Below are 21,609 nucleotides of genomic sequence, written 5' to 3' on the forward strand. Positions count from 1 at the left end.
GTGAACTGCGGTGTCACACCAGGCCGCCGCCACTGCGCAGGTGCGCAGTGGCGGCCTGCGGCCAGTGCGCACGGCGTCGAGTGCACTTCCCAGCTGCACTGCGCAACCCCGGACGGAGCCTCGAGTGCGCACGTCCACCGGAACGCTGCGCAGTCCGCTTGCGCAGCACGAGGCCGTGCTGCGCAAGCGGACCGCTGTCCTCGCGTGACGCGCTCGGGAGGCGCGGTCAGCTGACCATGGACCCGCTGGTGCCGTGCGGCCACCGGTGTTGCCCGATCGTGATGGATGGTCAGGTCCGCTGGCCGCCGGTGTGGTCAGGGTCGGCGGATGAGCTGGCGGCAGGTACACGCGGGGGACACCAAGCCCTCGGCGGCGGCCTGGATTTCACAGCAGTTCGCAGCCCCGGCCGCCCACCAGCCCCACGCAGCGCATCCGCCACCACCCAGATCCTCGAAGGGAGCCATCCCCGTGTCCCGACCCGACCGGACCGCTCCGCACGTCTACCTGCTCTTCGCGCACGAGCCCTACTACCCCGCCTGGGCCGGGGAGATCAACACCACGATCGTGGCCGCGGCGTCCCTGCTGCACCCCCAGGTGCGCCAGCCTGACGGTGCCCGCATCCACACCCACCTGGTGAGCGCCCGCCGCCCCGGCGAGATCGTGCCGATCTCCACCCTCACCCACGAACTGGACGGCGGCGCACGCTGGCCGGACATCGGAGACTGGGAGGCCGTCACCGGCGATCTCCTGCGCCTCGTCCACGATCGCGGCTGCGACGCGCTCAGCCTGGAACTGCCGTCGCTCGCACGGGCCTTGGTGTGCGCGGGCCCGGACAGCGAGGTCCGGGTCGTCGATTCCGTGTCCGGGGCCCAGCGGGCCTACGGTCCCGCGGACCGTCGCGAGGTCCTCGCCGGGGCGGAGTGGCACCTGAACTGGATGGAAGCAGGATCACGCCTGTGGCCCGGTGACGGATTGCTGCACCCGTTCAGCTCTGCCGCCGAGTGATGTCGCAGGGACCTGGGGCGTGGGCCTGCGCAATCCGCCGTGCATCCGCCAGCCGCCGTGGTTCTGGCGAAGCAGTCCGCTCCGAACTCCCTCCTTCCACGTACGCGGGAGGTGTTGTCAGCGGGGTCCCGTAGCGTGTGGCCATGGTCGTTACAGGTGAGAACTCGACTGCATCCGGCGGGCCTTCACCGGCGGATGCGGTGGTGGCGGGTGTCCAGCCCTACTACGCGCACAACGCCGCCGCCCTCGGGCAGCGTTACGGCAGCGTCGCCTTCGAGGACGTGCACGGCGCGGTTCTGGACCTGCTGCCGCCGGCCCCGGCGAAGGTGCTGGACGTGGGCGCCGGTACCGGGCGGGACGCCGCAGCACTGGCGGCCCGCGGCTACGAGGTGGCCGCGGTGGAGCCGGTGACCGAGTTGCGCCAAGTCGCGCAGCGCCTGCACCCGGACGCGAACATCCGGTGGGTGCAGGACGCGCTGCCCGACCTTTCCCGCCCGGAGGGGCCTTTCGACCTGGTTCTGCTGTCGGCGGTGTGGATGCACCTGCCTCCCGCGACACGTCTGCGGGCGATGGAGCGTCTGGCCGCGCTGCTGGCCGAGTCGGGCCTCCTGGTGGTGTCGCTGCGCCGCGGTGAACCTCCCGTGGACCGGGTGATGTTCGACGTACCCGCCGAGGAGGTCGTACGCGACGGAGAGCGGGCGGGGCTGCACCGGGTGCGGGTCACCGAAGAGGGCACCGACCGGCTCGGCCGGGCCGAGGTGTGGTGGCAGACGGCCGTCCTGCGCAAGGAGAGCCGGTGAGCGGGCGCGAGTTCTACGCCCAGGACGCCTGCGCGCGGGCGTCCTGGCGGCCCGCAACGAGGCCATCATGAACTCGCCCCACCCGCTGCACCGCACCCTCCACCTCAGCCTGAACGGAGCGCTGTCCCGGCGTAAAGCACTCTCCTGGAGGGAGGTCCTGCGGGCGGTGCAGGCGGAGATCTGAAAGGGGGACGGCACTACTTGAAAACAGCTGTGGCCGTGATGGTGCGAATCATCCTGCATCGGCCCGGGGGCGCATCGCGGACCGGCCGGAAGCAGCCGCAGCTGATCCACGCTGTGCAGACTCGGCAGGATTCGAACCTGCGCGCCCCGACAAGCAGCCGGGAGCTCTGGCCGACTGAGCTTACGAGCCAACCGCCCCGCTCCAGGCTGTCGCCCTCGTCGGCCGAGACCAACTGCGATCCGGGGCAGGTCGCATGCACTGATCGTAGGAAGTTTTCGGGCGCTGGTCGAAGGGTTTGTGAGCGGGCGAGGTGTCGGTGGAGTGGACGGGCGTCCGAAGCGAAGGAACTCGCAGCGGTCCTCGGCCGGCTGGAACGTGGTGTCGACGCGTGGGCGTTGTCGTCACAGACGACGAGGCCCACCCCGGTGCGGCAGATGCGGCGTCGTGGGTCGGTGCGCGGGCGAGGACGACGATGGCGGCTCGGGCGACGGGCGGATCGAGTACGCGATCGACCCGGGTTCGCAGTGGGGTCGGTACGAGTACGTCACCGGTATCGCATTCCCGGCGCAGGCGGCGCCGGCCGTAGGCCGCCCGCAGCCGCTACGGCAGCGCGCCCGTCGGCATCGTGCGGGACGGGAAGGTGCACGGCATGTACGTCCCGCGGAATTTCACGTTGCCGCTCCATCGCGTCCACCTGTCTGGGCGGGAAGGCCACTGGGCACCCCGCAACGGTGCACACCTCGAACAGCCACGGCACTGCGCAGCTGTTCGCGCACATCAAGGGGGTAGGAGATATGGCTCCCGCGACCGTACGATGATCACGTGACAGCCCGCCGCACACTTGGCGACGGCCCTTCGGCCCCGCACAACATCCGCGCCGCCCAGGCCGACCTGATCGATGGCCTGCCGGGCGTCCGCCTGCCCGACCTGGACGAGATGCGTGCCCGCGGAGTTCTCGGCACCTCCCAGGCGACAGCCCCGACGACACGGCGCACCCTCGGCACCGGGGGCCGCGCAGACGAGGACCCCGCTGCCTGAACCGGCCTGCCGATCGTGGGAGCGGGCGCGTTCCGCGTCGATCCGCAGCCGTCCGCGGTTGGGTCGGTGTCGTCGCTCATCGAGGTGTTCGGGGACGGTGTGGGAAATGCCAAGTCGTCGCAGGTAGCGGCGGTTCTCGCGGGATGTGTAGGCCTTGCCGGCCACGACGTGGTCGGACCGGGTGCGAGGCCGGCCGACCCCGATGCGGGGCGCCGACACCGGCACAGACATCCGCTCTCCCGTGAAAGCGCGAGGCTGAAGATCCTCCTCGGGGTGGCGGCCCCGATCGCGCTGCCCGCACGGCTCGCCGATCCGCGTGAACAGCCCCCGGCTACCGGTTCAACAACCGTCTCACGGACGGGGGGTCATACGTCGAGCAGGGCGAGGAATGCGGCGGCCGCGGGCGTCGGGGGAAACCGGCTCCACACGAGTCGCTCCACCCGTACCGGGCCGTCGGTGATCGGCACGCACCGCAGTCCGTGCAGTTCCGCGCCGAAGGCGCCGGGCAGCAGCGCGATGCCCAGTGCCTGGCGGACCATACGGAGCATGAGCTCGACCCCGGACACCTCGAAGGCGACCTCGCGACGCAGGCCGAGTGCGGCGAACGCCTGGTCGGACTGGGCGCGGGCGGCGCTGCCGTCGGCGAAGTCCACGAACACCTCGCCCGCCATCAGGCGCAGGTCCACCTCGTGACGGGCGGCCAGCGGATGGTCCGGGGCCATCACCGCGACGTGCCGGCCCTGGCCGATTTCTCTGTCCCGGACCCCCTGCGGAAGGAAGCCGGGCTGCACACCGAGGAACGCCGCGTCCAGCGCGCCGTCGCGCACCTGCTCGACGAGCCTTTCGCTGGAACCCGCCCGGAGGCTGAACCGCACCTGCGGGTAGCGCCGGCGGTAGGTCCGGATCACGGAGGGGAGATCGACGGCGGCGACGGTGGGGATGGAGCCGACGGTCAGCCGCCCGCGTATCTCACCGGTGGCTGCTGCGACCTCCGCCCGTGCCCGCTCGGCCGCCTCGAGCGCCTGGCGGGCCGCGGGCAGGAACGCCTCCCCGGCGGTGGTCAGCCGCACCCGGCGGCTGGTCCGCTCGAACAGCCGGGCACCCAGCTCCTTTTCCAGCCGGGCCACTTGGTGGCTGAGCGCGGACTGGACGACGTGGCACGCCTCGGCCGCGCGGGTGAAGCTGGCAGTCTCGGCCACGGCGACGACGTACCGCATCTGCTGGAGATCCATGCGATCAATCGTGGAACACGATCGATCGCATGACAAACATGCGTTGGACCGATGGATGCCTGTGCGGCGATGCTCGGACCGTGGCCGACCGCACCGTCGGCGACAGCCCCCGCCAGGCACGGCCCGCACCGGCCATGCCCGCCCTTCCGGCTGGCGCACCGCGCGCCCCGACCCCCGCGGAGACACCCATGCGTGTGATCGACTTCGACCACCTCGTCCTGAACGTCACCGACATCGAACGCTCGCTCGCCTTCTACCTCGGCCCGCTGGGCCTGCAGCCGGTGCGGGTGGAGGAGTGGCGGGCCGGCACCGCACCCTTCCCGTCCGTACGGGTGAGCCCCACCACCATCATCGACCTCGTCCAGGAGCCGGCCGACCGGACGCATGGATCCAACGTCGATCACATCTGCCTGGTGGTCGAGCCGCTCGACTGGCAAGAGGTCGTCGATTCCGGCGTCTTCACCGTGCTGGACGGACCCGGCAGGCGCTTCGGCGCCCGGGGCACGGCGGTCTCCCTCTACGTTCAGGACCCCGACGGCAATACGGTGGAACTGCGCTGGTATCCGCCGGAGGCGTGAGCGCACGACGTCGGGCCCTCGGACCGGTGAACCGATGCGGCCCGGATCCCGGACCAGGAGCCCGGGCACGGCGCCCCGGGCACAAGGCTTCGACGACGCTCGCAGACGGACGACCGCGACCCACAGGTGATGATGGCAGGACTTCGCGGCCACCCCTCGCCGGCCCACCGGGCGAACCCGACGCGTCCCGCTCGGCGACCCGGCCCCCGGGCCGCTGCAGACTCCACCCCAGCCGCCCGGTCAGCAGCCGCCGGCCAAGGCCCGGGCCAGCTTGACGCCGGTCACCCGCTCAACCACACCACACCCCGCCCGGCCGGCGTGCCCAGGAGCCGCACGTCTTCGGTGCAAGCGAGGCGGAGATCAATGCGGTGCAGGCCGACCAGGTGTGCGCTGCAGGCCGGTCAACCCCGGGAGGCGTGGTGTGGCCGCTCCGCACACCGTCACGAGGAAGCCACCACCTCGCCCGCCATGACCTGGGGCGGGTTGGGGAGCAGGGACGCGAGGTTGTCCCGCACGAAGTCCGCAGCCCTCGAGATCGATTCCTCGGCACCGGCCCGGTCCTGGAAGATGCTGGTCGAGACCATCACTCCGTCGCCGGCATCGATCCAGTAGTAGGCCACGAAGCCGGAGACCTCCCGCATGAGCGCCACGAACCCCTCGTTCACGAGACGGGCCGCCTCGGCCGCATCGGTCACCCCTTCGTACCGCCGGACTGCTGCGTACATCGCCAGACTCCTCAGGGGGTTGTGGGTTCGTTCTCTGCTGGGACGGCGTACCCCTGCGACGGCTGCCTGCCTCATGAGGCTTCCGGCAGTCACCTGAAGGGCCGCCTCGGGTGATCCGAACGGCGGCCGCCGGCCCGGGCGTACGGCCTGGCGCCCGTCCGCCACGAGAGGGCGTCGCCGTGGAGTGGGGCAGCCTCGGAGGAGTACGACGGCGAGGTGCTCCTGCGGGCCGACATGCTGACCCCCGCGGACATGAGACGGATGCGGGGCGTGCCTCCCGACGCCGAGTTCTGCCATGTCCACCCCGCGGGGACCACGTGACACCTCACGGCCGGTGCCGTCACCATCCGGCACCTCGCCCCCGATGGTGCCCGCGCCAGGACGGGACACTCATCCGTCCGACATCCAAGAGCGACGACGCGCCGGCCTGCACGTCCGACTCGATGCCTCGGGGGGAGGCGGATCCGTCGGGAAAGCCGCAGGTAGTATCCGCGAGCGCGTCGGCCTTCTCAGGCTGCTGAACCAGGTGGGTGGGAGATTTCTCGATGACGTTTCGACTGCGGGCCGCCCGCGCGTTCGCGCTGCTGGTCGGCTTCTTCCTGATGGGCGTGGTGCTGCTGTCGGCCATGGCGGTGCTCGACTGGCTGCTGATGACACGCCTGTTCACCGCGCGGGCGGCCTGGCTGGAAGGCATGGTCGTGACCATCACCGTTCTGCTGGCGGCCGCGATCGTGCGAGGCATGTTCGCCTTTCTGCGAGCCGGACGCCTCGGCCCGGTGGTGGACGCGGTTCCGGTCCCTCCTGAGGACCAGCCCGAGCTGTGGGAACAGATACGAGTCGCCGCCGAAGCCGCGGGGCAACGGCCGCCGGACGAGCTCTACCTGGACGCCGAGGTCAACGCGGGAGTCGCCGAACACAGCCGCCTGCTGGGGCTGCGGCCCGGACGCCGCCGCATGCACCTCGGTCTGCCGCTGCTCGCCGGGCTGACCGTCCCGCAGCTGCGCGCCGTCCTCGCCCACGAGTTCGGCCACTACGCGAACCTCGACACCCGGCTCGGCGGTGTCACGATGCGCGGCCGGAAAGCAGTGGTGCACACGGTGGAGGCCTTCCAGCGGGGCGGAACCAGGTTCCACTTCGTGATCGGTTCCCTGTACGTCGGCTACGCCCGGATGTTCCTGCGTACCTCACAGTCCGTCGCACGCCACCAGGAGTTCGCCGCCGACCGGATGGCCGCCCGGTACGCAGGGCGTGACACGACGGCCGCCGCCCTGCGCCTCCAGCCGGTGCTCGCTGGTGCGTACGCCCACTACCGGGAGACGTACGCCGGGATGGGCAGGTCGCAGGGAGCGCTGCCGCCGGTGGGCGAGGTGCACGGCGGATTCCGCCGGCTGCTCGCCGCCCGTACCGGGGAGCGGCTCGCCGAGCTCTCCGCCGGGCAGCGTCCACCGCGGCCGCACCCGTACGACTCGCACCCGCCGACAGCGCAACGCATCGCCCGGATCGAGGAACTGCCCACCGACGAGCGGCCCTCCGACGAGCGGCCCTCCGAGCCGGCCGACGGACCGGCCGCGCTCACCCTCCTGCGGGACACGGACCGGGTCTTCGCCGCACTGGAGGAACACACGTTGTCGCAGGAGACGGCACTCCTGCGGCGCAGGAGTTGGGACGACCTCGTCCTGGCCCGCGCGGTCGAGGACGCGGACCACTGGTCCCGGCCGCTGCGTACCGCCGTCGCCAGGGCACTTCGCGCATCGGCGCAGAGCACCGAGGGAACGGTGCCCGCACCCCGACAAGCCCCGGCCGAGGACGCGGGGACGGCGGGGAACGACCCCTTGCCCGGCTTGGAGGAGATACTCGACGCGATCGACCGCGGCCTGCTGTGGATGGCCGTCGCCGACCGCATGCCCAAGCCGCATCAGGCGTCCCGGCTGACAGGCCCGTCCGCCCGCAACTTCATCCGGCCCAAGATCTTCGACGGGCTCGCGGGCCTGATCCACCTGAGACTCGTCGAGTCGGGACACGCCACACCGGACATCGCCTGGTCGGGGCAGCCCGGACTCCTCCTGCCCGAGCCGTGGGAGAAAGGCATGGACGACGCCATCGACGCGGCCGTAGCCGACACCCCCGACACCGCCCCGCTGCGCGCCCTGCTCATCGGCCCCGACGGCGCGTCCACATAGCCGGTGCGCGGCCGGATCCTTTCTCGACGGATCGGTCCCGGTCCGTCTCACGCGGCTGTCTCACGTGGCACGGTTCGCGACCTTCTCCAGCGGCTCGGGGCGGCGTCCGCGGGCAGGCCCGGCTCTGCCGGCCGGCGCGGACCAAGTACGCGATCACGTAAGGGACCTTGAGGCCACGAACAGCCCATGGCAGGCTCGCGCCACATGATCGATGAATTCGCGAAGGACATCCTGCACGGGAGACTGCGGCGGGACCGCCAGGCGCTGCTCTGGAAACTCGACGGCTTGTCCGAATACGACGCCCGCCGACCTTTGACAGTGACCGGGACCAACCTCCTCGGCCTGGTCAAACACGTGGCGTCCGTCGAGGCCAGGTACTTCGGCGAGGTCTTCGACCGCCCCTCCCCGGAACCCCTGCCCCGGTGGCAGGACCACGACGGCGGCGACCTGTGGGCGACCGCGGACGAGACCCGCGACCAGATCATCGGATTCTGCCGACGCACGTGGGAACACGCGGACGCGACGATCGACGAGCTTCCCCTGGACGCCCCCGGCCACGTGCCGTGGTGGCCGGAACCTCGTCCCAACACGAACCTGTTCGCCGTCATGGTTCACGTCCTCGGCGAGACCAACCGGCATGCCGGGCACGCCGACATCCTGCGTGAGGGCCTCGACGGCCGGACCGGAATGCGCCCCGAGCACGAGCAACAGATCGACGAGGAAGCCCGCGCAGCGTACTGGGCGAAGATCGAGCAGGCCGCCGTGACGGCCGCACCGATCAAGGCCTAGATGATCAATTCCGGGGGCTTCCCGGGAAGGGTGTGGAGGGGGCGACGGCCGAAGCCGTCGCTCGACGGTCAGGCGGCGGGCTGCCGTCCCCGGCCGTCGAAGCGGCGGCGGGCGGTCAGGCGTCGGGGTCGACTTCGGGGTGCGTGAACCGCACGGGCTTGCCGAGCGACCGGGCGTAGGCGATCTCGGCCCGGGTGCTGTCTCCGATGTAGTCGCCGACCACGAGGACCTCGTCGGCGAGCCGGATCTTCGCCCGGTGCAGATCGTCGAGCCGCACCTTCAGCGCCGCAGCCTCGGCAGGATCGGACCAGAGTGCGTGCGGCGACTTCAGGTCACAGCCCGGCTTGACGACGATTCTTCCGGCTGTGGTCTCCCGCAGGTCGGCCTCGTTCATCTTGGCCATGAAGCGGGTGGAGCCGCAGATCACGACGATCTGCGGGAGGCCCAGCAGCCTTTTCGCGTCGGTGAGTTTCTCCTCGGGGGTGAGCAGTTGCGGGTACGACACCGGTTCCTCCTGGTGGTGTGGTCCAACGGGGGCCTGCCCGGACGAGAGTGACGACGTCCGGGAACGTTCTGTGGCGAACGACGTGGGCACGGCACGGTGACTCGGCCTCACGCACCCCGCACGCACGCACCCATGGCCGGGCGCACCGGGGTGGGTCAGCAGTGAATCGCGTACAGGAATCCGTCCTCGCTGCCGACATACACGGTCCCGTCCGCCACGACGGGCGTCGCACCCACCTCCCCGCCGGTGCGCAGGCGCCAGCGTTCCTCGCCGGTGACCGCATCCACCGCCCAGAGCGACTCGTCCTCGCTGCCGATGTACACGATCCCGTCCGCCACCGCCGCCGACGACTCTCCGGCGGCGGCCGTCTCCTGCTTCCAGCGTTCCTCCCCGGTGGCCGCGTCCACGGCCCACAGGTACCAGCCGTTGCTGCCCATGAAGACGGTCCCGTCGACGACCGCGGGCGTGGACCACGTCGGACTGCCGAAAGGCCGCCGCCACCGCTGTTCGCCGCTGACGGCGTCCAGCGCGACGAGGCCGTGGCCACGGCCGACGTAGACGGTGCCGTCGGCCACCACCGGTGCCGCGCCGGGTGAGGCGTCCGTCTCCACCTGCCACAGCCTGCTTCCCGTGGCGGCGTCCAGAGCCCACAGGCAGTCGCGGGGGACGGAGACGTAGACCCGGCCGTCGGCCACCGCGGGGGACGTCAACTCCTCGTAGGAGCGCGGGTAGCGCGGTCTGAGCCGCTGCTTCCACCGCCTGCGGCCGGTGGCCGCGTCCACGGCCCAGATCGCGTCGCCCACGCTCAGGAACACTGTGCCGTCGGCAACCGCCGCCCGGCTGTCTCCCGCATAGTCGGCGGCTCGCCTCCAACGCACGCGGCCGCTGCCCGTCTCCACGGCCCACAGGTGTTTCCCGTTACGGACGTACACAGTGGCGTCGGCGACCACCGGCGACGAGTGGAACGGGAGAGCGGACGTCAGCCGCCACCGTTCCTCGCCGGTGGCGGCGTCCAACGCCAGCAGGTCACGGTTGCCGGGCTGGTACACGACGCCGTCGGCGACAGCCACCGTGAAGTCCCGCGCGCCCGCGACCCGCACCCGCCAGCGCACGGTGCCGCTGGCCGGAGCGGGTCCCGGTGCGTGAGCGGGAATCGTCGGCGCCGGTGCGGCGGGTGCGGCGCGGCGGTCCTCGGCGGGTGCGTCACCCTGCCGATGGGCTCGTATGGCGTAGAGGTGTTCGTCGAGGCTGTCGACGTACACCGTGCCGCCGCTCACCAGGGGTGTCGAGTGCACGGGCTCGGTGGTTCTGACCTTCCAGTGCGTCGTGCCGGTGGCCGCGTCCACCGCCCACAGGCGCCCGTCGTGGCTGCCCGCGTACACCGTGCCGTCGGCGATCGCGGGCGTCGCGTGGATCTCACCGCGGGTCTTCACCCGCCACCGCTCCTGACCGGTCCCGGTGTCCACCGCGATCAGGAACCAGCCCTCGACACCGGCGACCGCGATGCCCTCGCCCACCGCGGGGCTCGCCCACACCGCACCCTCGGTGGACAGCCGCCAGTGTTCCCGGCCCGTCGCCGTGTCCAACGCGACCAAGCCGTCGTCGTTGCCGACATACACGCCGTCGCCGGTCACCGTCGGCGTCTGCCGTACGCCTCCGGCGGGGTGCACGTCCCATCGCCTGCTCCCGGTGGCGCAGTCCAGGGCCAGCAGCCGTCCTCCGACGGCCGCGTAGAGGACCCCCGCGGACACGGCCGGCGGCGGGTTGTCCGCTGTGCGGTGGTCCGCCACCTTGACGTTCCAGAGGGGCCGGCCGGTGAGCCCGTCCACCGCCCACAACTGGCCGTTGTGCGCGACGGAGTACACGACGTGGTCGGCCACCGCCGGCGTGGACATCTTGGAGCGGCGCGCCCGCCACTTCCACCGCACCTGGCCGGTGGCGGCGTCCACCGCCGTCAGAGCGCCGACGGTGTCGGAGAAGTACACGGCGCCGCCGTCGGCCACCGGCGAGGTGGCGATCCCGGCGTCGTCGAGCAGAGTCCAGCGGCGTTGTCCGGTGTCCGCGTCGATCGCCACCAGGTCGAAGTCCTCGTCCAGGGCGTAGACGGCGCCGTCGGCCATCGTCGTCGAGCGGTAGAGCACGCCTCCGCCCGGCACTCTCCACAGCGTTCTGTCGTTCACGTCGACACCAGTCACTTCTTCCCCTCTCTGTACGGCACCGTCGCGGGGGTTGTGGCTCCACGCGTTCACCGCCGGGTGAGCGGGAGGCTGAGGACTCCGCGGCTGTGTCCGACGATCAGGTCCGCACCGGCGGCTGCCAGGCAGGTGAGCGACAGGTCCAGGATGATGTGCCGCACCGTGCCGGTCTGCGGTTCCCACACCCGCAGCCGCTGTCCCTGCCGGGCGCCGGTGACCAGGATCGTGCGGCCGTCGTCCGCCGTGCCGGCGGCGATGAGCGGCGGGCCCGCGGTCCCGGTGGAGCTGGGCAGACCATCGCCGACCGAGGCACCGGTGGCCGGGTCCCACAGCATGACGGCGCCGAGGCCGTCCGCCGTGGCCAGCAGGGCTCGATCGGGGGTCGGGACAGCCTCTACGGCCGCCACCCGGTGGTCGGCATCGGCGAGTGCGCGCGGGTCCGGTGGCACGGCCGCGCCACGGTCCCAGGGGTCGTCCACGGCCGGATCCCACACATGGACGCGGCCCGCGGTGTCCGCGGCGGCGATCAGCGTGTGGCCGGCGGAGACCGGGACGGCGGTGAGCGACCGGATCGGACTGCCGTAGGGGTTGAGGCGTCCGACGCACTCACCGCTTTCCGGTTCCCACATCCGGACAGCGCCACGGGGGGTGGCGGTGACGAGCAGGGTGCGGCCGTCGGGGAGGACAGCGGGGCACATCGCGATCACCCCGTCGGGTCGGTCGCCGGCCGGTTCGCGAACCGGCCGCCCGGTGACGGGGTCCCACACGGCGATCGTGCCGCTGTCGCCTCCGCTGGCCACGAGGGCACGGCCGCCGGGCAGGAGCAAGGCGGTCATCGAGCGGACGGCGTCAGGATGTTGCCCTGGCGGCGCGTCCTGGGCGATTCGGCCGTCGGCCACGTCCCACAACCACACCACCCCGTGGTCTCCGGCGCCGGCCACGAGGGTCGGACGGCCGGGGCGGGACACCACCGCCAGGGCGTCGATCCCCGCGGGCGATCCGGCCGCGGGAGGGGAGAACACCGCTATACGGCCCCAGGGTGTGCCGTCGGCCGCGACCACCCTGCTGTCTTCCTGGTGGAAGCGGGTCGCCGTCCGGCTGCTTCGCCCGGCTGCGGCTGGTGGCCCTTCGGCGGCCGCTGGTCGTGCTTCGGCAGCCGACTCCTCGCTGTCCGTGCATGCCTGGGACGGAGCACTCGGGGAGGGAGTGGCATCGGGGTTCTCCCACAGGCCGTCCGCGATCGTCCACGTCCGTTCGCAGTCCCAGCAGCGAAAGCGCCCGGTGAGCGACATCAGTCGGCGGGCCAAGTCCCTCGCTGCCGGCTCGGGGGTGCCCCTGACCGCGACCATCGCGGCGACCAGGCACAGGACGGCCTGTCCCGAGGTGTCGGAGGACACGCCCCGCACCGCGACGTCGCGCGCCACCCGCAGGAAGGGTTCCCACTCCTCTCCCAGTGCTTCCTCCCGCAACGCCGCGGCGGCCTCTCCCCAGGGATGTCCTTCCTGCCGCGCCCCGGCCGCAACGGGCAGGAGAGGAATCTCAAGGGGTGGATGTGCCGGGGCGGCGAGGAACTTGGGGATCTCCGTGTCGCTTCCGCACGCGGGACACGACAGCAGCAGGGCGCCTTCTTGGTCATCCGGGAACCGCCACAGCACCTCGCCCATCGGGTGACCGGCGAAGGCCGCGCAGGAAAGGGCGAGTTGGGCACAGTCCGGCCCGGGAGCGCGGGCGGCGAGGAGGCTTCGGACGGCCGCCCGCTCGGCCAGCCGCAGTGCGGCGCCGAATCCCGCTTCGAGACCGGCAGGGACGGGGGGCCGGTGCTCGGCGGTCACCATGAATCCGAGGTCCACCCAGAAGCCCACGGTCTGCTCGGGCGGCTGGATCGCTGCTGCCTCGACAAGATGAGGCAGGGCCGCATAGGCCCCGTCGGCGAGGACTCCGTCGTCCACCAGCCGGCCGGCCAGGTCCGTCCAGTTCCGCCGCCACGCGTCGCCGCCCCCGAGGGCGGCCGCGGCGGCGAACTGCTCAAGGAGCACCTGCATCTCCTCGACCTCCACGCCGTGCAGTTCACGCCAACGAGGGCTGTCCAAGGGCAGCTTCGCAATCATGGAACGAGTCTCGCAGGCGACACTGACAATCAAGCGGCGGTTCGATGTCCGGTGCCGCGGGACAGGGATGTGCCTTCGGCGTGTGTACGCGGGCGGCTGGCGAGGGCGGCCTGGTTACGATGCCAGGTGTGTCCGGTGAACTCCCCAGCAGCGGTCAGGGCCGCGAAGTCATGGCGGCGGATGGCCGGTTGACCGATCCTCCCTGACGGGTGCACGGCGCCCCGAGCTGATCCTCGCGAGCCTGGACCGCCCGGCCGGGCAGCAGGAGCTGGTGGCAGCTGCGGTGTACCGGGCGTCGGGGCACGTGCACCGTGATGCCGGTCCGGGGGTGCGGCGGCAGGTACTTGCGCTGGATGCCGCCCGGTACGGGAACCGGGAGCTGGCGAGAGCCATCGCCCGCGTCGCAGTCCGCCACGAGCGGGACGACCCCTGGGTCGTGCAGTGGGCGACCGGCAACGACCTGGACTCCCGGCTCCGGTACGCGTTGCCGGTGCCGGCCGCGGTGGTCGTGCTGGCGACCGTGGTCGCGGACGACGCCGCTCTTGCCGTCGCCGGTTGCAGGGACGGCACACTGCACGCATGGGACCTGGCCACCGGCGGCCGGTACGGCCAGGCCGTGCCCGCCCACCCCGATGCCGTGACCACGCTGGCGACGACGGTGTTGGAGGGACGTCCCGTCGCTGTCACCGGCGGCTTCGACCGCACCGTTCGGGTGTGGGACCTGGCGCGGGGAGACCTGGTCGCCACGTGCTCGACCGGCGCCGACTCCTGGGTGAAACACCTGGCCGTGGGACTGGCCGACGACGGGCGGCCGGTGGTGGTCGGCGCCTGCGTCGACGACGTGGTGAGAGTGTGGGATCTGGCCGCCCTCTCCCAGCACAGCGAGCCGGTGACCCTGCGCACCGGTTTCGTGTCCGCCTTGGCGACGGCGGTTCTGGACGGCCGCGGTGTCGTTGTCACCAGCCACTCCCCGGAACCGGGGGCGACGGACCTGATCACGGGGGAGGAAACCGTCCGCGTGTGGGACATGAGCACGGGACGGGAGTTCTGCACCCTCGGCGACCGTCCCGACGAGCCTCCCGAGTTCGCGGACCAGTCGTACGACCGGGCCGCGGAAGTCGACGGTGACGACGGCGACGACGGCGACGACCCCGATCGGGAGACACGGCAGTGCGTCAGCCTGGACCTCAACGCCAGGGCGCACTTTCTGGTGACGGACCCGGCGTCCGAGTGCCCGATGGCCGTCAGCGCCAACGCCTACGAGGTGCACGTCTGGGACCTGTCCACCCGCGAACAGGTCGGTGAGCCCGTCGCGGCCGGCTTCGTGGAAACGGCCGCCGTGAGGGTGCTGCACGGCCGCCCCACAGCCCTCCTCGCATCCGCCCATGGGGCGGTCGCAGTATGGGATCTGTCCACCCAGCGGCCGTCACGGCCACCGCTGACGGGCCACAAGGCGCCGGTCCGGGGAGTGTCGACCGCGGTGGTCGACGGGCGCCATCTCGCGGTCACCGGTGGCGACGACGGATCGGTCCGGATCTGGGACCTCGACGGCGAAACGGAGACGGGCAGCCGGCTGACAGGGCACACCGGCTCGGTCACCGCGATCGCCACGGCGGTCGTGGACGGCGGTTGCGTCATCGTCACCGGCTCGGACACCGGAGTGCGGATCTGGGACCTCGGCGGTGACGGACAACTCGGCGAGCCCCTGACCGGCCGTACCACTGCCGGTCCTGGCGTGGATCTGCTGACGGTGGGGACGGCGGACGGACGGCCCACCCTCCTCACGCGCGGCGAGCGGCATCCGACCGTGCGGGTCTGGGACCTGACCACCCGGCAGGAACTGCACGGTCGGTCGACGAGCGCGTACTCCAGCCCCTCCATCGCGTTCTTCGCGACTGTTGACCACCGCTTCGTCGGTGTGACGGGGGAAGGCCGGGTCTGGGACCTGACCGCGAGCCGGTGGATCGGAGTGCAGCCGCGCCAACGGGGCGCCCTGGCCCTGGAGACGCTCGCAGGCCGCGACGTCCTTCTCACCAGCTGCGGGGCAGAAGGGGTCCATCTCTGGGACCTGGCCACGGGCGAACTGCTGGCACCCCCGCTGACGGGACATGCCGGCGAGGTGCGCGCTGGGGCGACCGGCACGCTGGACGGACGCCCCGTCGTCGTCGCCGGCGCCGGTCGCACTGTGTGGATGTGGGACGCGAGCAGCGGGCAGCAGCTCGGTGCGCACGCCTTTCCTTCTCGTGTCGGAGGACTGACGATGGCACCCGATGGACGGCTGGTGGTCGGGTTCGGCGCGGACCTCGCGGTACTGACCCCTCGCCACTGACACCGCTGTGGTCCGGCGCCGGCTCGATCGGCGGGACCTGACGCTGCCGCGGGCTGCGCCCGTCACCCGTTGCCCGCTGCGGACCGCGGCCGCGGGCAACGGGTGACGGGTGACGGGTGACGGGTGACCGCGCGAACGCCGCCGTCGGCGGAGCGCCGTTCAGTGGCTGTCCAGCCCCGTCGCGTCCTCGGCCCCAGGGCCGGAGCGGGGGAGGAGCTGTTCGGTCCAGATGGTCTTGCCTCGATCGGAATAGCGGGTGCCCCAGCGGTGGGCGAGCTGGGCGATGAGGAACAGGCCGCGGCCGCCCTCGTCGCTCTCGTAGGCGTAGCGCAGGTGCGGTGCGGTGCTGCTGCCGTCGCTGACCTCGCAGATGAGGGTCCGGTCGTGAATGAGGCGGAGGGTGATGGGCTCGGCCGCGTGGCGGATCGTGTTCGTGACGAGCTCGCTGACGATCAGCTCGGTGACGAAGCCGAGTTCCTCCAAACCCCACAGAGCCAGCTGCCGCAGGCTCCAGCTACGGGCCGTGGCCACCACCTCGGGATCGCTGGGAAGAGCCATGACGGCACTCCGGTCCGCGGCGAGCGACCGGGTACGGGCCAGCAGGACGAGGAAACCCGCGTCGTCGGAGTGGTGTGCCTCGGCGAGGGCGGCGCAGGCCGCGTCCAGGGGGCGTTGCGGGTCGCCGCCGAGTGCCTCCCGTACCGCGGCGGCGGTCAGGCAGACGCCGTGACCGGGTCCTGTGGGGCTGGTGGTGCAGAGCACGAGCGTGCTGGCCTCGGGCAGGGTCATCGTGAACGTCCGATACGGCGGGTGCCCGGTTCCCAGGGCGGGCCCCTGGGGGGCGTCGGGGATCGTCACCGTGCCGTGCGGGTCGACGATGACGGGCGGCAGCTGTCCGGCCAGCGCCACGGTGCAGCGTCGTGAGAGCGGGTCGTAGACGGCGTACGTGCAGGTGGCGCCCTGCATCGGCCCCGGCCCCGGTCCTGTGGCCGGGTCGGCCTCGGTGGCCGGCTGTCCGGTCTGCGCGGTCACCATGTCGTGCAGCCGGCCCAGGAGTTCGTCGGGGGCGAAATCCTGTGCGGCGAGCGTGCTGATCGTCATGCGTAGCTGGCCCATCGCGGCTGCCGCCCCGATGCCCTGGCCCGCCGTCCGGCCGGCGACCAGCGCCACGCGCGCTCCGGACACCGGGATGACGTCGAACCAGTCGCCTGGTCTGCGTCCCGTCGCCGGGTCGTGGCGCCAGGCGACCTCCACGGCGTTCTGCGGGGGGAGCGACCGGGGCAGAAAGGTGCGTTGCAGCGTCAGGGCGGCGTCGCGTTCACGCGTGTACTGGCGGGCGTTGTCGATGGCCAGGGCGGCCCGGGCACACACCTCGCCGGCCAGGCGGAGATCGCTCTCCTGATAGGGGCCGGGGTTCTGCAACCGGTAGAAACTGGCCAGGCCGAGCACGACACCGCGGCAAGCCAGCGGCAGGACCATCAGGGAGTGGGCGCCATCCGCACGGATGAGGGCGGACCTGGGGTCGTCTCCCGGCAGCTCCTGCTGGTGCAGGTGCGGTACCAGGACGGGGCGCAGCTCGGTGAGGCTGGTGACGAAGGAGGGCAGCAGGTAGCGCACCCGCTCGCCGGGGTTCCAGGCGGGCGGTGTGTCGCGCCGGTGCGCGGTGGCGAAGGCGACGCGCCGCATCGGTACCTGGGCGTTGAGCGGTCCCGGCGGGAACGCCTCGCCGTGCAGTACGTCCTCGAGGACGTCGACCGTGGCGATGTCGGCGAGGGCGGGCACCACGACGGCCGCGAGTTCCTCCGCCGTGGCGGTCACGTCGAGGGTGGTTCCGATGCGGGTGCCCGCCTCCACCACCAGGTCCAGGCGGGCGTTTGCGCGCTCCTGCTCGGTCACGTCCTGGGAGGCGACGAGGACGCCGAGGATGTCCTGGTTCTCGGCCCTGAGCGGGAGCAGGGTGACCGTGTAGACGTGGTCGTGGTGGGGGTCGGTGGGCGGGCGGCCGACGTGGCGGAGCGCGATGACCGGCTGCCCGTGTGCGAGCACATGACGGATGCGCTGTTCGATCGCGTCGTCGACCAGCCCGGGCGCCACGTCGCGGATGGGCCGGCCCACGGCCTCCTCGCCCACGGCTCCCCGCACGCCCGGTCCGGAGACGTTCAGCCGGGCGATCCGCAGATCCGCGTCGATGACCTGGAGACCCAGCGGGGAATCGGTGAGCAGCGCACGCAGCAGGGCGGCGTCGAGTTCGTCCGGGGCCGCGTCCGCCTTTGTCGGCGGGACCTGCCGGGTCTGGGTGCCCGCGGCTTGAGTCAGCCGGACGGCCCAGTGCAGGCCGTCTCCGCTGCCGGTCAGCAGCCGCACCGCGGCGCGGACCGGCACCGGGCGGCCGTCGCTGTGCCGTGCGACGAGGTCCTCCGCAGCGTCGGTACGGGGGCCGGACGGCGGCTGTGGATCCAGTATCGAGGCGATGTGCCGGCCGACGGCCTGGTCTGCGGCGTATCCCAGCAGGCGCTCGGCGGAGGGGCTCCACTGCGTCACGAGCCCCCGCGAGTCGAGGACGAATCGGGCCTCGGACGGCTGCGCCTTCAGGAAGCTAGCGTCACCGGGCAAACCCATGGTCCGGTCATGATCTCCTGTGTCGGGCGGTATGTGTGCAGATTTCAGCTTCGTCCGTCAGCTGGGCGCGGGCAACCGCTCCGCGACAGGCGTCCGACGGCAGGAGGCAGATGCCCTCTCTGGCGGCGGACCCGCCGACGGTGGAAGGGCCCGCGCTCAAGGGCGGTGCCGGTCCTCGCTGGGAGCGCGCATACCGCGGCGCGCTCCGCACCGTCGGGTCAGGGGCGGGGGTCGGGCTCGCTGATGTCCTGGTGCAGATGCCCCATGAGGTCGCCCACCTCGTGCAACTCGGCGCCGGCGTCCGGAACGTCGCGTGCCGCGTGCTGCAACCAGTCGGTGGTGGCCAGTGCCAGGGCGGTCGCCTCGTCGTCGTGTCCCTCGCTGAGCAGGCCCTCGATCCGCGACGCAAGTTCGGCCAGAGTCCCGTCCGTGGTGGCCGGGCTCAGGTACCCGCGCAGGCCGTCCGGGAACGGGGTCTGCTCCCTCGCGCGCCGCACCGCGTCCACGACGGCGGCATCGTCGCTGTACTGGTCCAGATTGCCCATGAGCACGTAGATCCGCGCCATGCGCCGGGGCTTTCCCGGGTGGTCGTCGAGCCACCGCATCAGTTCCTTCTGCCCGCCCAGATGGTCGACGACCGAGCTGAGCTGTTCGATCGCCTTGGTGGGCAGATCCCACTGATGGGGCAGCGCGGCGGCGACCTCCTCGGCGAGCCGCGCCTCGTCGTCCGGCGTGAGGGTGCCGGCGGTGAAGCCGCCTACCAGCAGGCTGTCCAGCCCGAACCGGTCCGGTCCTGACGGCCGCGCGTGCGACGAGCCGTGCCGTCGGCGCAGCAGGTCGCCGGCGCTCTTGAGAAGCGGCTTGTCGTGCACGAGGCCTCCTGGGACGAAGCGATGCGATGTTCTGGGGCGCTGCCTCACCACTGTGCCGCCCGTGCGGTCTTCAGCGCGCGCCCGATGATCCGGACGGGTGCGAGCGGCGAGGGCGGGCCGGGCTCACCGGCTCCGGGGCGGGTACGGGCGACGCCCTCACCCGGCCGACGGCCGCCTCGCGCGTTCCACGAGCAAGGGCATGAGCCGGTCCCGCCAGGTCTGCAGACAGACGTGACCGCTGGACATGCCGCCGTGGGCGTACTGCTCCCGGTACACCTGCGAGCGCGTGTCGGTGTCGAGGTCGACGCCCACGACGTCCTCGAAGGCCGTCCGCAGCAGGCCGGGCGCCTCGTCGGCCGACGCCGTGGCGCCCGCGTCGGCCAGGTGGTCGCGCAGGGCCCGCCAGGCGTACGGGTCGCCCCGCAGACCCCACACCTCCGGTTCGGGATCGAACAGATCGGACAGGATCACCGCGCCGTCATGTGCCATGACGAGAGCCTCGCACGATCGAACGGCCCACGGCAGGGGCGCGGCCGGACGAGGCCACACCGCCTCGGGGCCGCCCGTCGTGCTTCGTCGCCGGGCGGCGCAGGCGCCCGACGCCCGGCGGACGGCCGGATCGGCATCTCCCGGCCCGAGGTGCTGGGGGAGGGCGCCGGCGGCCGGTCATCACTCAACGTAACCGTCCAGGTGTGCGCGGTCGCACTCCTGCACCTAACGTCGCAGGAGTGGACGAGTCAGGGAGTGGGACATGAGCCAGACCAAGCGCAACAGGACCCCCGCCACGCCTCGTGAACGATCGCCGCTCATCGTGCCGGCCACGATGGCGGCACGGCAGACGGCGGCGGTGGAACCCGAGCCTCCATCGGAAACCGCCGAGGCGAGACCGGAACGGGCCATAGGCCGCGTCTCCCCACACGCCCCGCCACACCGGTCAACCCGCGTGCGCATATCCGAGACCAATCCCTGGTCGCTCACGGTGATGGCCTTCCTGTTCCTGGCCGGCCTGGGCATATGCGTCCTGGGCACCGTGCTGATCGCGTCGGTGATCCTGGCGGTCGCGGCCCCGGGCGCATGGCCGTCGCTGCCGGATTCGCTGCTCATCGCCACCGTGGTCATCGCGATGGAGGTCTTCCTGGGCACGGCCATGGCGTGCTTGTGCGGCCTCGCGTACAACTACACAGCCCGGTTCAGCGGCGGCGTCCAAGTGGACCTGACGGACGACCTCACCGATCCCGCGCCGGTGACCGAGGCGCTCGGCCTCGCCAGGCGGCTGCAGGCCCGCGCACGGGAGCGCCTGCGCGGCGCGAAGCCTGTCCCGGCGTCCGCCGGTGACACGGACGGCGGCGAACCCCGCACGTCGGCGCCGGACCTCGACGGACCATGACCCGGCGCGCGGCGCCAGGGCTGTTCGGGGACCACGGTGCAGAGCATCTGACCCGACTCTTTGGCTCCACGGCGTGTCCTGACCGCGCTTCAGACTTCTCGGTGCGCGGCCGGGTCGCAGCCTTCCAGGCGCAGCAGTCCGGGAGCGTCGGGCTGTCCATCCTCAATCCGCTCGCGTGGTCGTGAGGGTTCGGACGGGTCTCTTGGCCAGGTGAGTTGATCGATGCGGGGGCATGGAAGCAGGGCCTGTTGGTAGCTCGCGGTTGTCGAATCCAGCGAGCAGCAGCAGGCCCTGTTGTCGTGTGATGGTGGTGGCCGGGTCCGGTTCGTTCACTCCTGCGTGTGGCTGTCTCGCCGTGCGAAGGGAGAGCTTGTCAAAGACGATGGCGACGGCCGGCGCGATTGAGGAGACCAAGGGATCGCCCGGGCGCTTGCCCTGCTCGGCGAGTGGATTCCGTCGTAGAGGGCGAAGACCCCACCGCCGACGCAAGTGGGGACCGACGCGAGCAGCGCCCAGACGTATCGCTCGGCTCCGTACCCGAGCGGGTGGTCCTCGCCCGCCGGCTTCTTGCTGCGCTTGAGGGCCACGAACAGCGGCGCCTCGTTGATGGTGTCGGCGACCGAGTGCCCGCTTCGGCCGGCATCGCGCTGGAACTGCTGAGCACACCCACGACGGCCGTGGCGAGCGCGACACCGAAGTCGGCGGCCGCCGCGACGACGACGGTGGACGTGGAGCCATCGGCCCACGGACAGCTCGGGGAACCCACTCGGGCATCCCCTACAGGACCGGCAGGACCGATCTCCGCGGACGGACATCGCTCCGGACCAAGCGCACCCTGGGTGTTCATATCGGGCGAACATCGCGCCCTCGTGCGCGCACGGCGCAGGCTCCGGACCACAACGCAGCCCGACGTCGCGCCTCATGGGGCACACACAGGACCCGCGGGCCGGACCGGGGCTTTGTGGGCTGGCACATAAACGGATCATGCCTCTTCATCCCGCCCACAATTGTCATGACCGTCAACAATTCGCAGACTGAAGCATCTCCCCGAACGGATCTTGCG

Annotated in this window: 17 protein-coding genes and 1 tRNA gene; 8 read left to right on the plus strand and 10 right to left on the minus strand. The window is 71.9% G+C overall.

The genetic code is table 11. The features are described 5' to 3' along the window. Positions 1-468: 468 nt before the first annotated feature. A complete protein-coding gene (locus WN71_RS26165) occupies positions 469-1,005 on the plus strand; it encodes a hypothetical protein (protein WP_046592044.1) in 537 nt (178 codons plus the stop codon). Between the two features lie 203 nt (positions 1,006-1,208). Continuing rightward, positions 1,209-1,805 carry a class I SAM-dependent methyltransferase gene (locus tag WN71_RS26170; RefSeq protein WP_046592045.1) on the plus strand — a complete coding sequence of 199 codons (597 nt, stop codon included), beginning with the start codon at positions 1,209-1,211 and terminating at the stop codon, positions 1,803-1,805. Between the two features lie 301 nt (positions 1,806-2,106). On the opposite strand, the gene WN71_RS26175 is transcribed toward WN71_RS26170, so the two are convergent. Further along, positions 2,107-2,178: transfer RNA gene (locus tag WN71_RS26175), tRNA-Ser, on the minus strand. Between the two features lie 633 nt (positions 2,179-2,811). On the opposite strand from WN71_RS26175, the gene WN71_RS41095 reads away from it, so the two are divergent. Continuing rightward, positions 2,812-3,027, plus strand: coding sequence for a hypothetical protein (locus WN71_RS41095; protein ID WP_046592046.1), 216 nt, complete (start codon positions 2,812-2,814; stop codon positions 3,025-3,027). A 365-nt stretch (positions 3,028-3,392) separates the two neighbouring features. On the opposite strand, the gene WN71_RS26185 is transcribed toward WN71_RS41095, so the two are convergent. After that, positions 3,393-4,259 carry a LysR family transcriptional regulator gene (locus WN71_RS26185; RefSeq protein WP_046592047.1) on the minus strand — a complete coding sequence of 289 codons (867 nt, stop codon included), beginning with the start codon at positions 4,257-4,259 and terminating at the stop codon, positions 3,393-3,395. Positions 4,260-4,447: 188 nt separating this feature from the next. On the opposite strand from WN71_RS26185, the gene WN71_RS26190 reads away from it, so the two are divergent. Further along, positions 4,448-4,837 (plus strand): VOC family protein, encoded by a 390-nt coding sequence (locus WN71_RS26190; RefSeq protein ID WP_046592048.1) that lies wholly within the window; start codon positions 4,448-4,450, stop codon positions 4,835-4,837. Between the two features lie 440 nt (positions 4,838-5,277). Here WN71_RS26190 and WN71_RS26195 read toward each other — a convergent pair whose 3' ends face one another. Continuing rightward, complete coding sequence (locus WN71_RS26195; protein WP_046592049.1) at positions 5,278-5,562, minus strand: hypothetical protein; 285 nt, start codon at positions 5,560-5,562, stop codon at positions 5,278-5,280. A gap of 545 nt (positions 5,563-6,107) precedes the next feature. On the opposite strand from WN71_RS26195, the gene WN71_RS26200 reads away from it, so the two are divergent. Together WN71_RS26200 and WN71_RS26205 are read left to right on the plus strand one after the other, a co-directional pair. Then, complete coding sequence (locus WN71_RS26200; RefSeq protein ID WP_046592050.1) at positions 6,108-7,742, plus strand: M48 family metallopeptidase; 1,635 nt, start codon at positions 6,108-6,110, stop codon at positions 7,740-7,742. A 204-nt stretch (positions 7,743-7,946) separates the two neighbouring features. After that, positions 7,947-8,531: a DinB family protein gene (locus WN71_RS26205; RefSeq protein WP_046592067.1), complete on the plus strand. Its 585-nt coding sequence runs from the start codon at positions 7,947-7,949 to the stop codon at positions 8,529-8,531. Positions 8,532-8,646: 115 nt separating this feature from the next. Here the strand turns inward: WN71_RS26205 and WN71_RS26210 are convergent, their stop codons facing one another. The 3 genes from WN71_RS26210 to WN71_RS26220 all read right to left on the minus strand — a co-directional run bounded on the left by WN71_RS26210 (position 8,647) and on the right by WN71_RS26220 (position 13,339). Further along, positions 8,647-9,036 carry a hypothetical protein gene (locus tag WN71_RS26210; RefSeq protein ID WP_046592051.1) on the minus strand — a complete coding sequence of 130 codons (390 nt, stop codon included), beginning with the start codon at positions 9,034-9,036 and terminating at the stop codon, positions 8,647-8,649. Between the two features lie 155 nt (positions 9,037-9,191). After that, positions 9,192-11,216, minus strand: coding sequence for an outer membrane protein assembly factor BamB family protein (locus tag WN71_RS26215; protein ID WP_167382959.1), 2,025 nt, complete (start codon positions 11,214-11,216; stop codon positions 9,192-9,194). Between the two features lie 65 nt (positions 11,217-11,281). Then, on the minus strand, positions 11,282-13,339 hold the full coding sequence (locus WN71_RS26220; RefSeq protein WP_206300147.1) for a WD40 repeat domain-containing protein: 2,058 nt from the start codon (positions 13,337-13,339) through the stop codon (positions 11,282-11,284). Positions 13,340-13,610: 271 nt separating this feature from the next. On the opposite strand from WN71_RS26220, the gene WN71_RS26225 reads away from it, so the two are divergent. After that, on the plus strand, positions 13,611-15,668 hold the full coding sequence (locus tag WN71_RS26225) for a WD40 repeat domain-containing protein (RefSeq protein ID WP_107469765.1): 2,058 nt from the start codon (positions 13,611-13,613) through the stop codon (positions 15,666-15,668). Positions 15,669-15,827: 159 nt separating this feature from the next. Here the strand turns inward: WN71_RS26225 and WN71_RS26230 are convergent, their stop codons facing one another. From WN71_RS26230 to WN71_RS26240, 3 genes are all read right to left on the minus strand, one after another. Then, positions 15,828-18,287: a SpoIIE family protein phosphatase gene (locus WN71_RS26230; protein WP_046592053.1), complete on the minus strand. Its 2,460-nt coding sequence runs from the start codon at positions 18,285-18,287 to the stop codon at positions 15,828-15,830. A 218-nt stretch (positions 18,288-18,505) separates the two neighbouring features. Beyond that, positions 18,506-19,159 (minus strand): hypothetical protein, encoded by a 654-nt coding sequence (locus WN71_RS26235; protein ID WP_046592054.1) that lies wholly within the window; start codon positions 19,157-19,159, stop codon positions 18,506-18,508. Between the two features lie 156 nt (positions 19,160-19,315). Continuing rightward, positions 19,316-19,648 (minus strand): hypothetical protein, encoded by a 333-nt coding sequence (locus WN71_RS26240; RefSeq protein ID WP_046592055.1) that lies wholly within the window; start codon positions 19,646-19,648, stop codon positions 19,316-19,318. A 454-nt stretch (positions 19,649-20,102) separates the two neighbouring features. Here WN71_RS26240 and WN71_RS40165 point away from each other — a divergent pair, with 454 nt between their 5' ends. Beyond that, entirely contained in the window at positions 20,103-20,546 is a 444-nt protein-coding gene (locus WN71_RS40165) for a DUF3566 domain-containing protein (protein WP_167382960.1), read from the plus strand. A 329-nt stretch (positions 20,547-20,875) separates the two neighbouring features. Here the strand turns inward: WN71_RS40165 and WN71_RS40170 are convergent, their stop codons facing one another. Further along, positions 20,876-21,532 (minus strand): cation efflux transmembrane domain-containing protein, encoded by a 657-nt coding sequence (locus WN71_RS40170; protein WP_420856529.1) that lies wholly within the window; start codon positions 21,530-21,532, stop codon positions 20,876-20,878. Positions 21,533-21,609: the final 77 nt, after the last annotated feature.

It is taken from the genome of Streptomyces mangrovisoli (assembly GCF_000974985.2).
In the GTDB taxonomy this organism is placed as follows: domain Bacteria; phylum Actinomycetota; class Actinomycetes; order Streptomycetales; family Streptomycetaceae; genus Streptomyces; species Streptomyces mangrovisoli.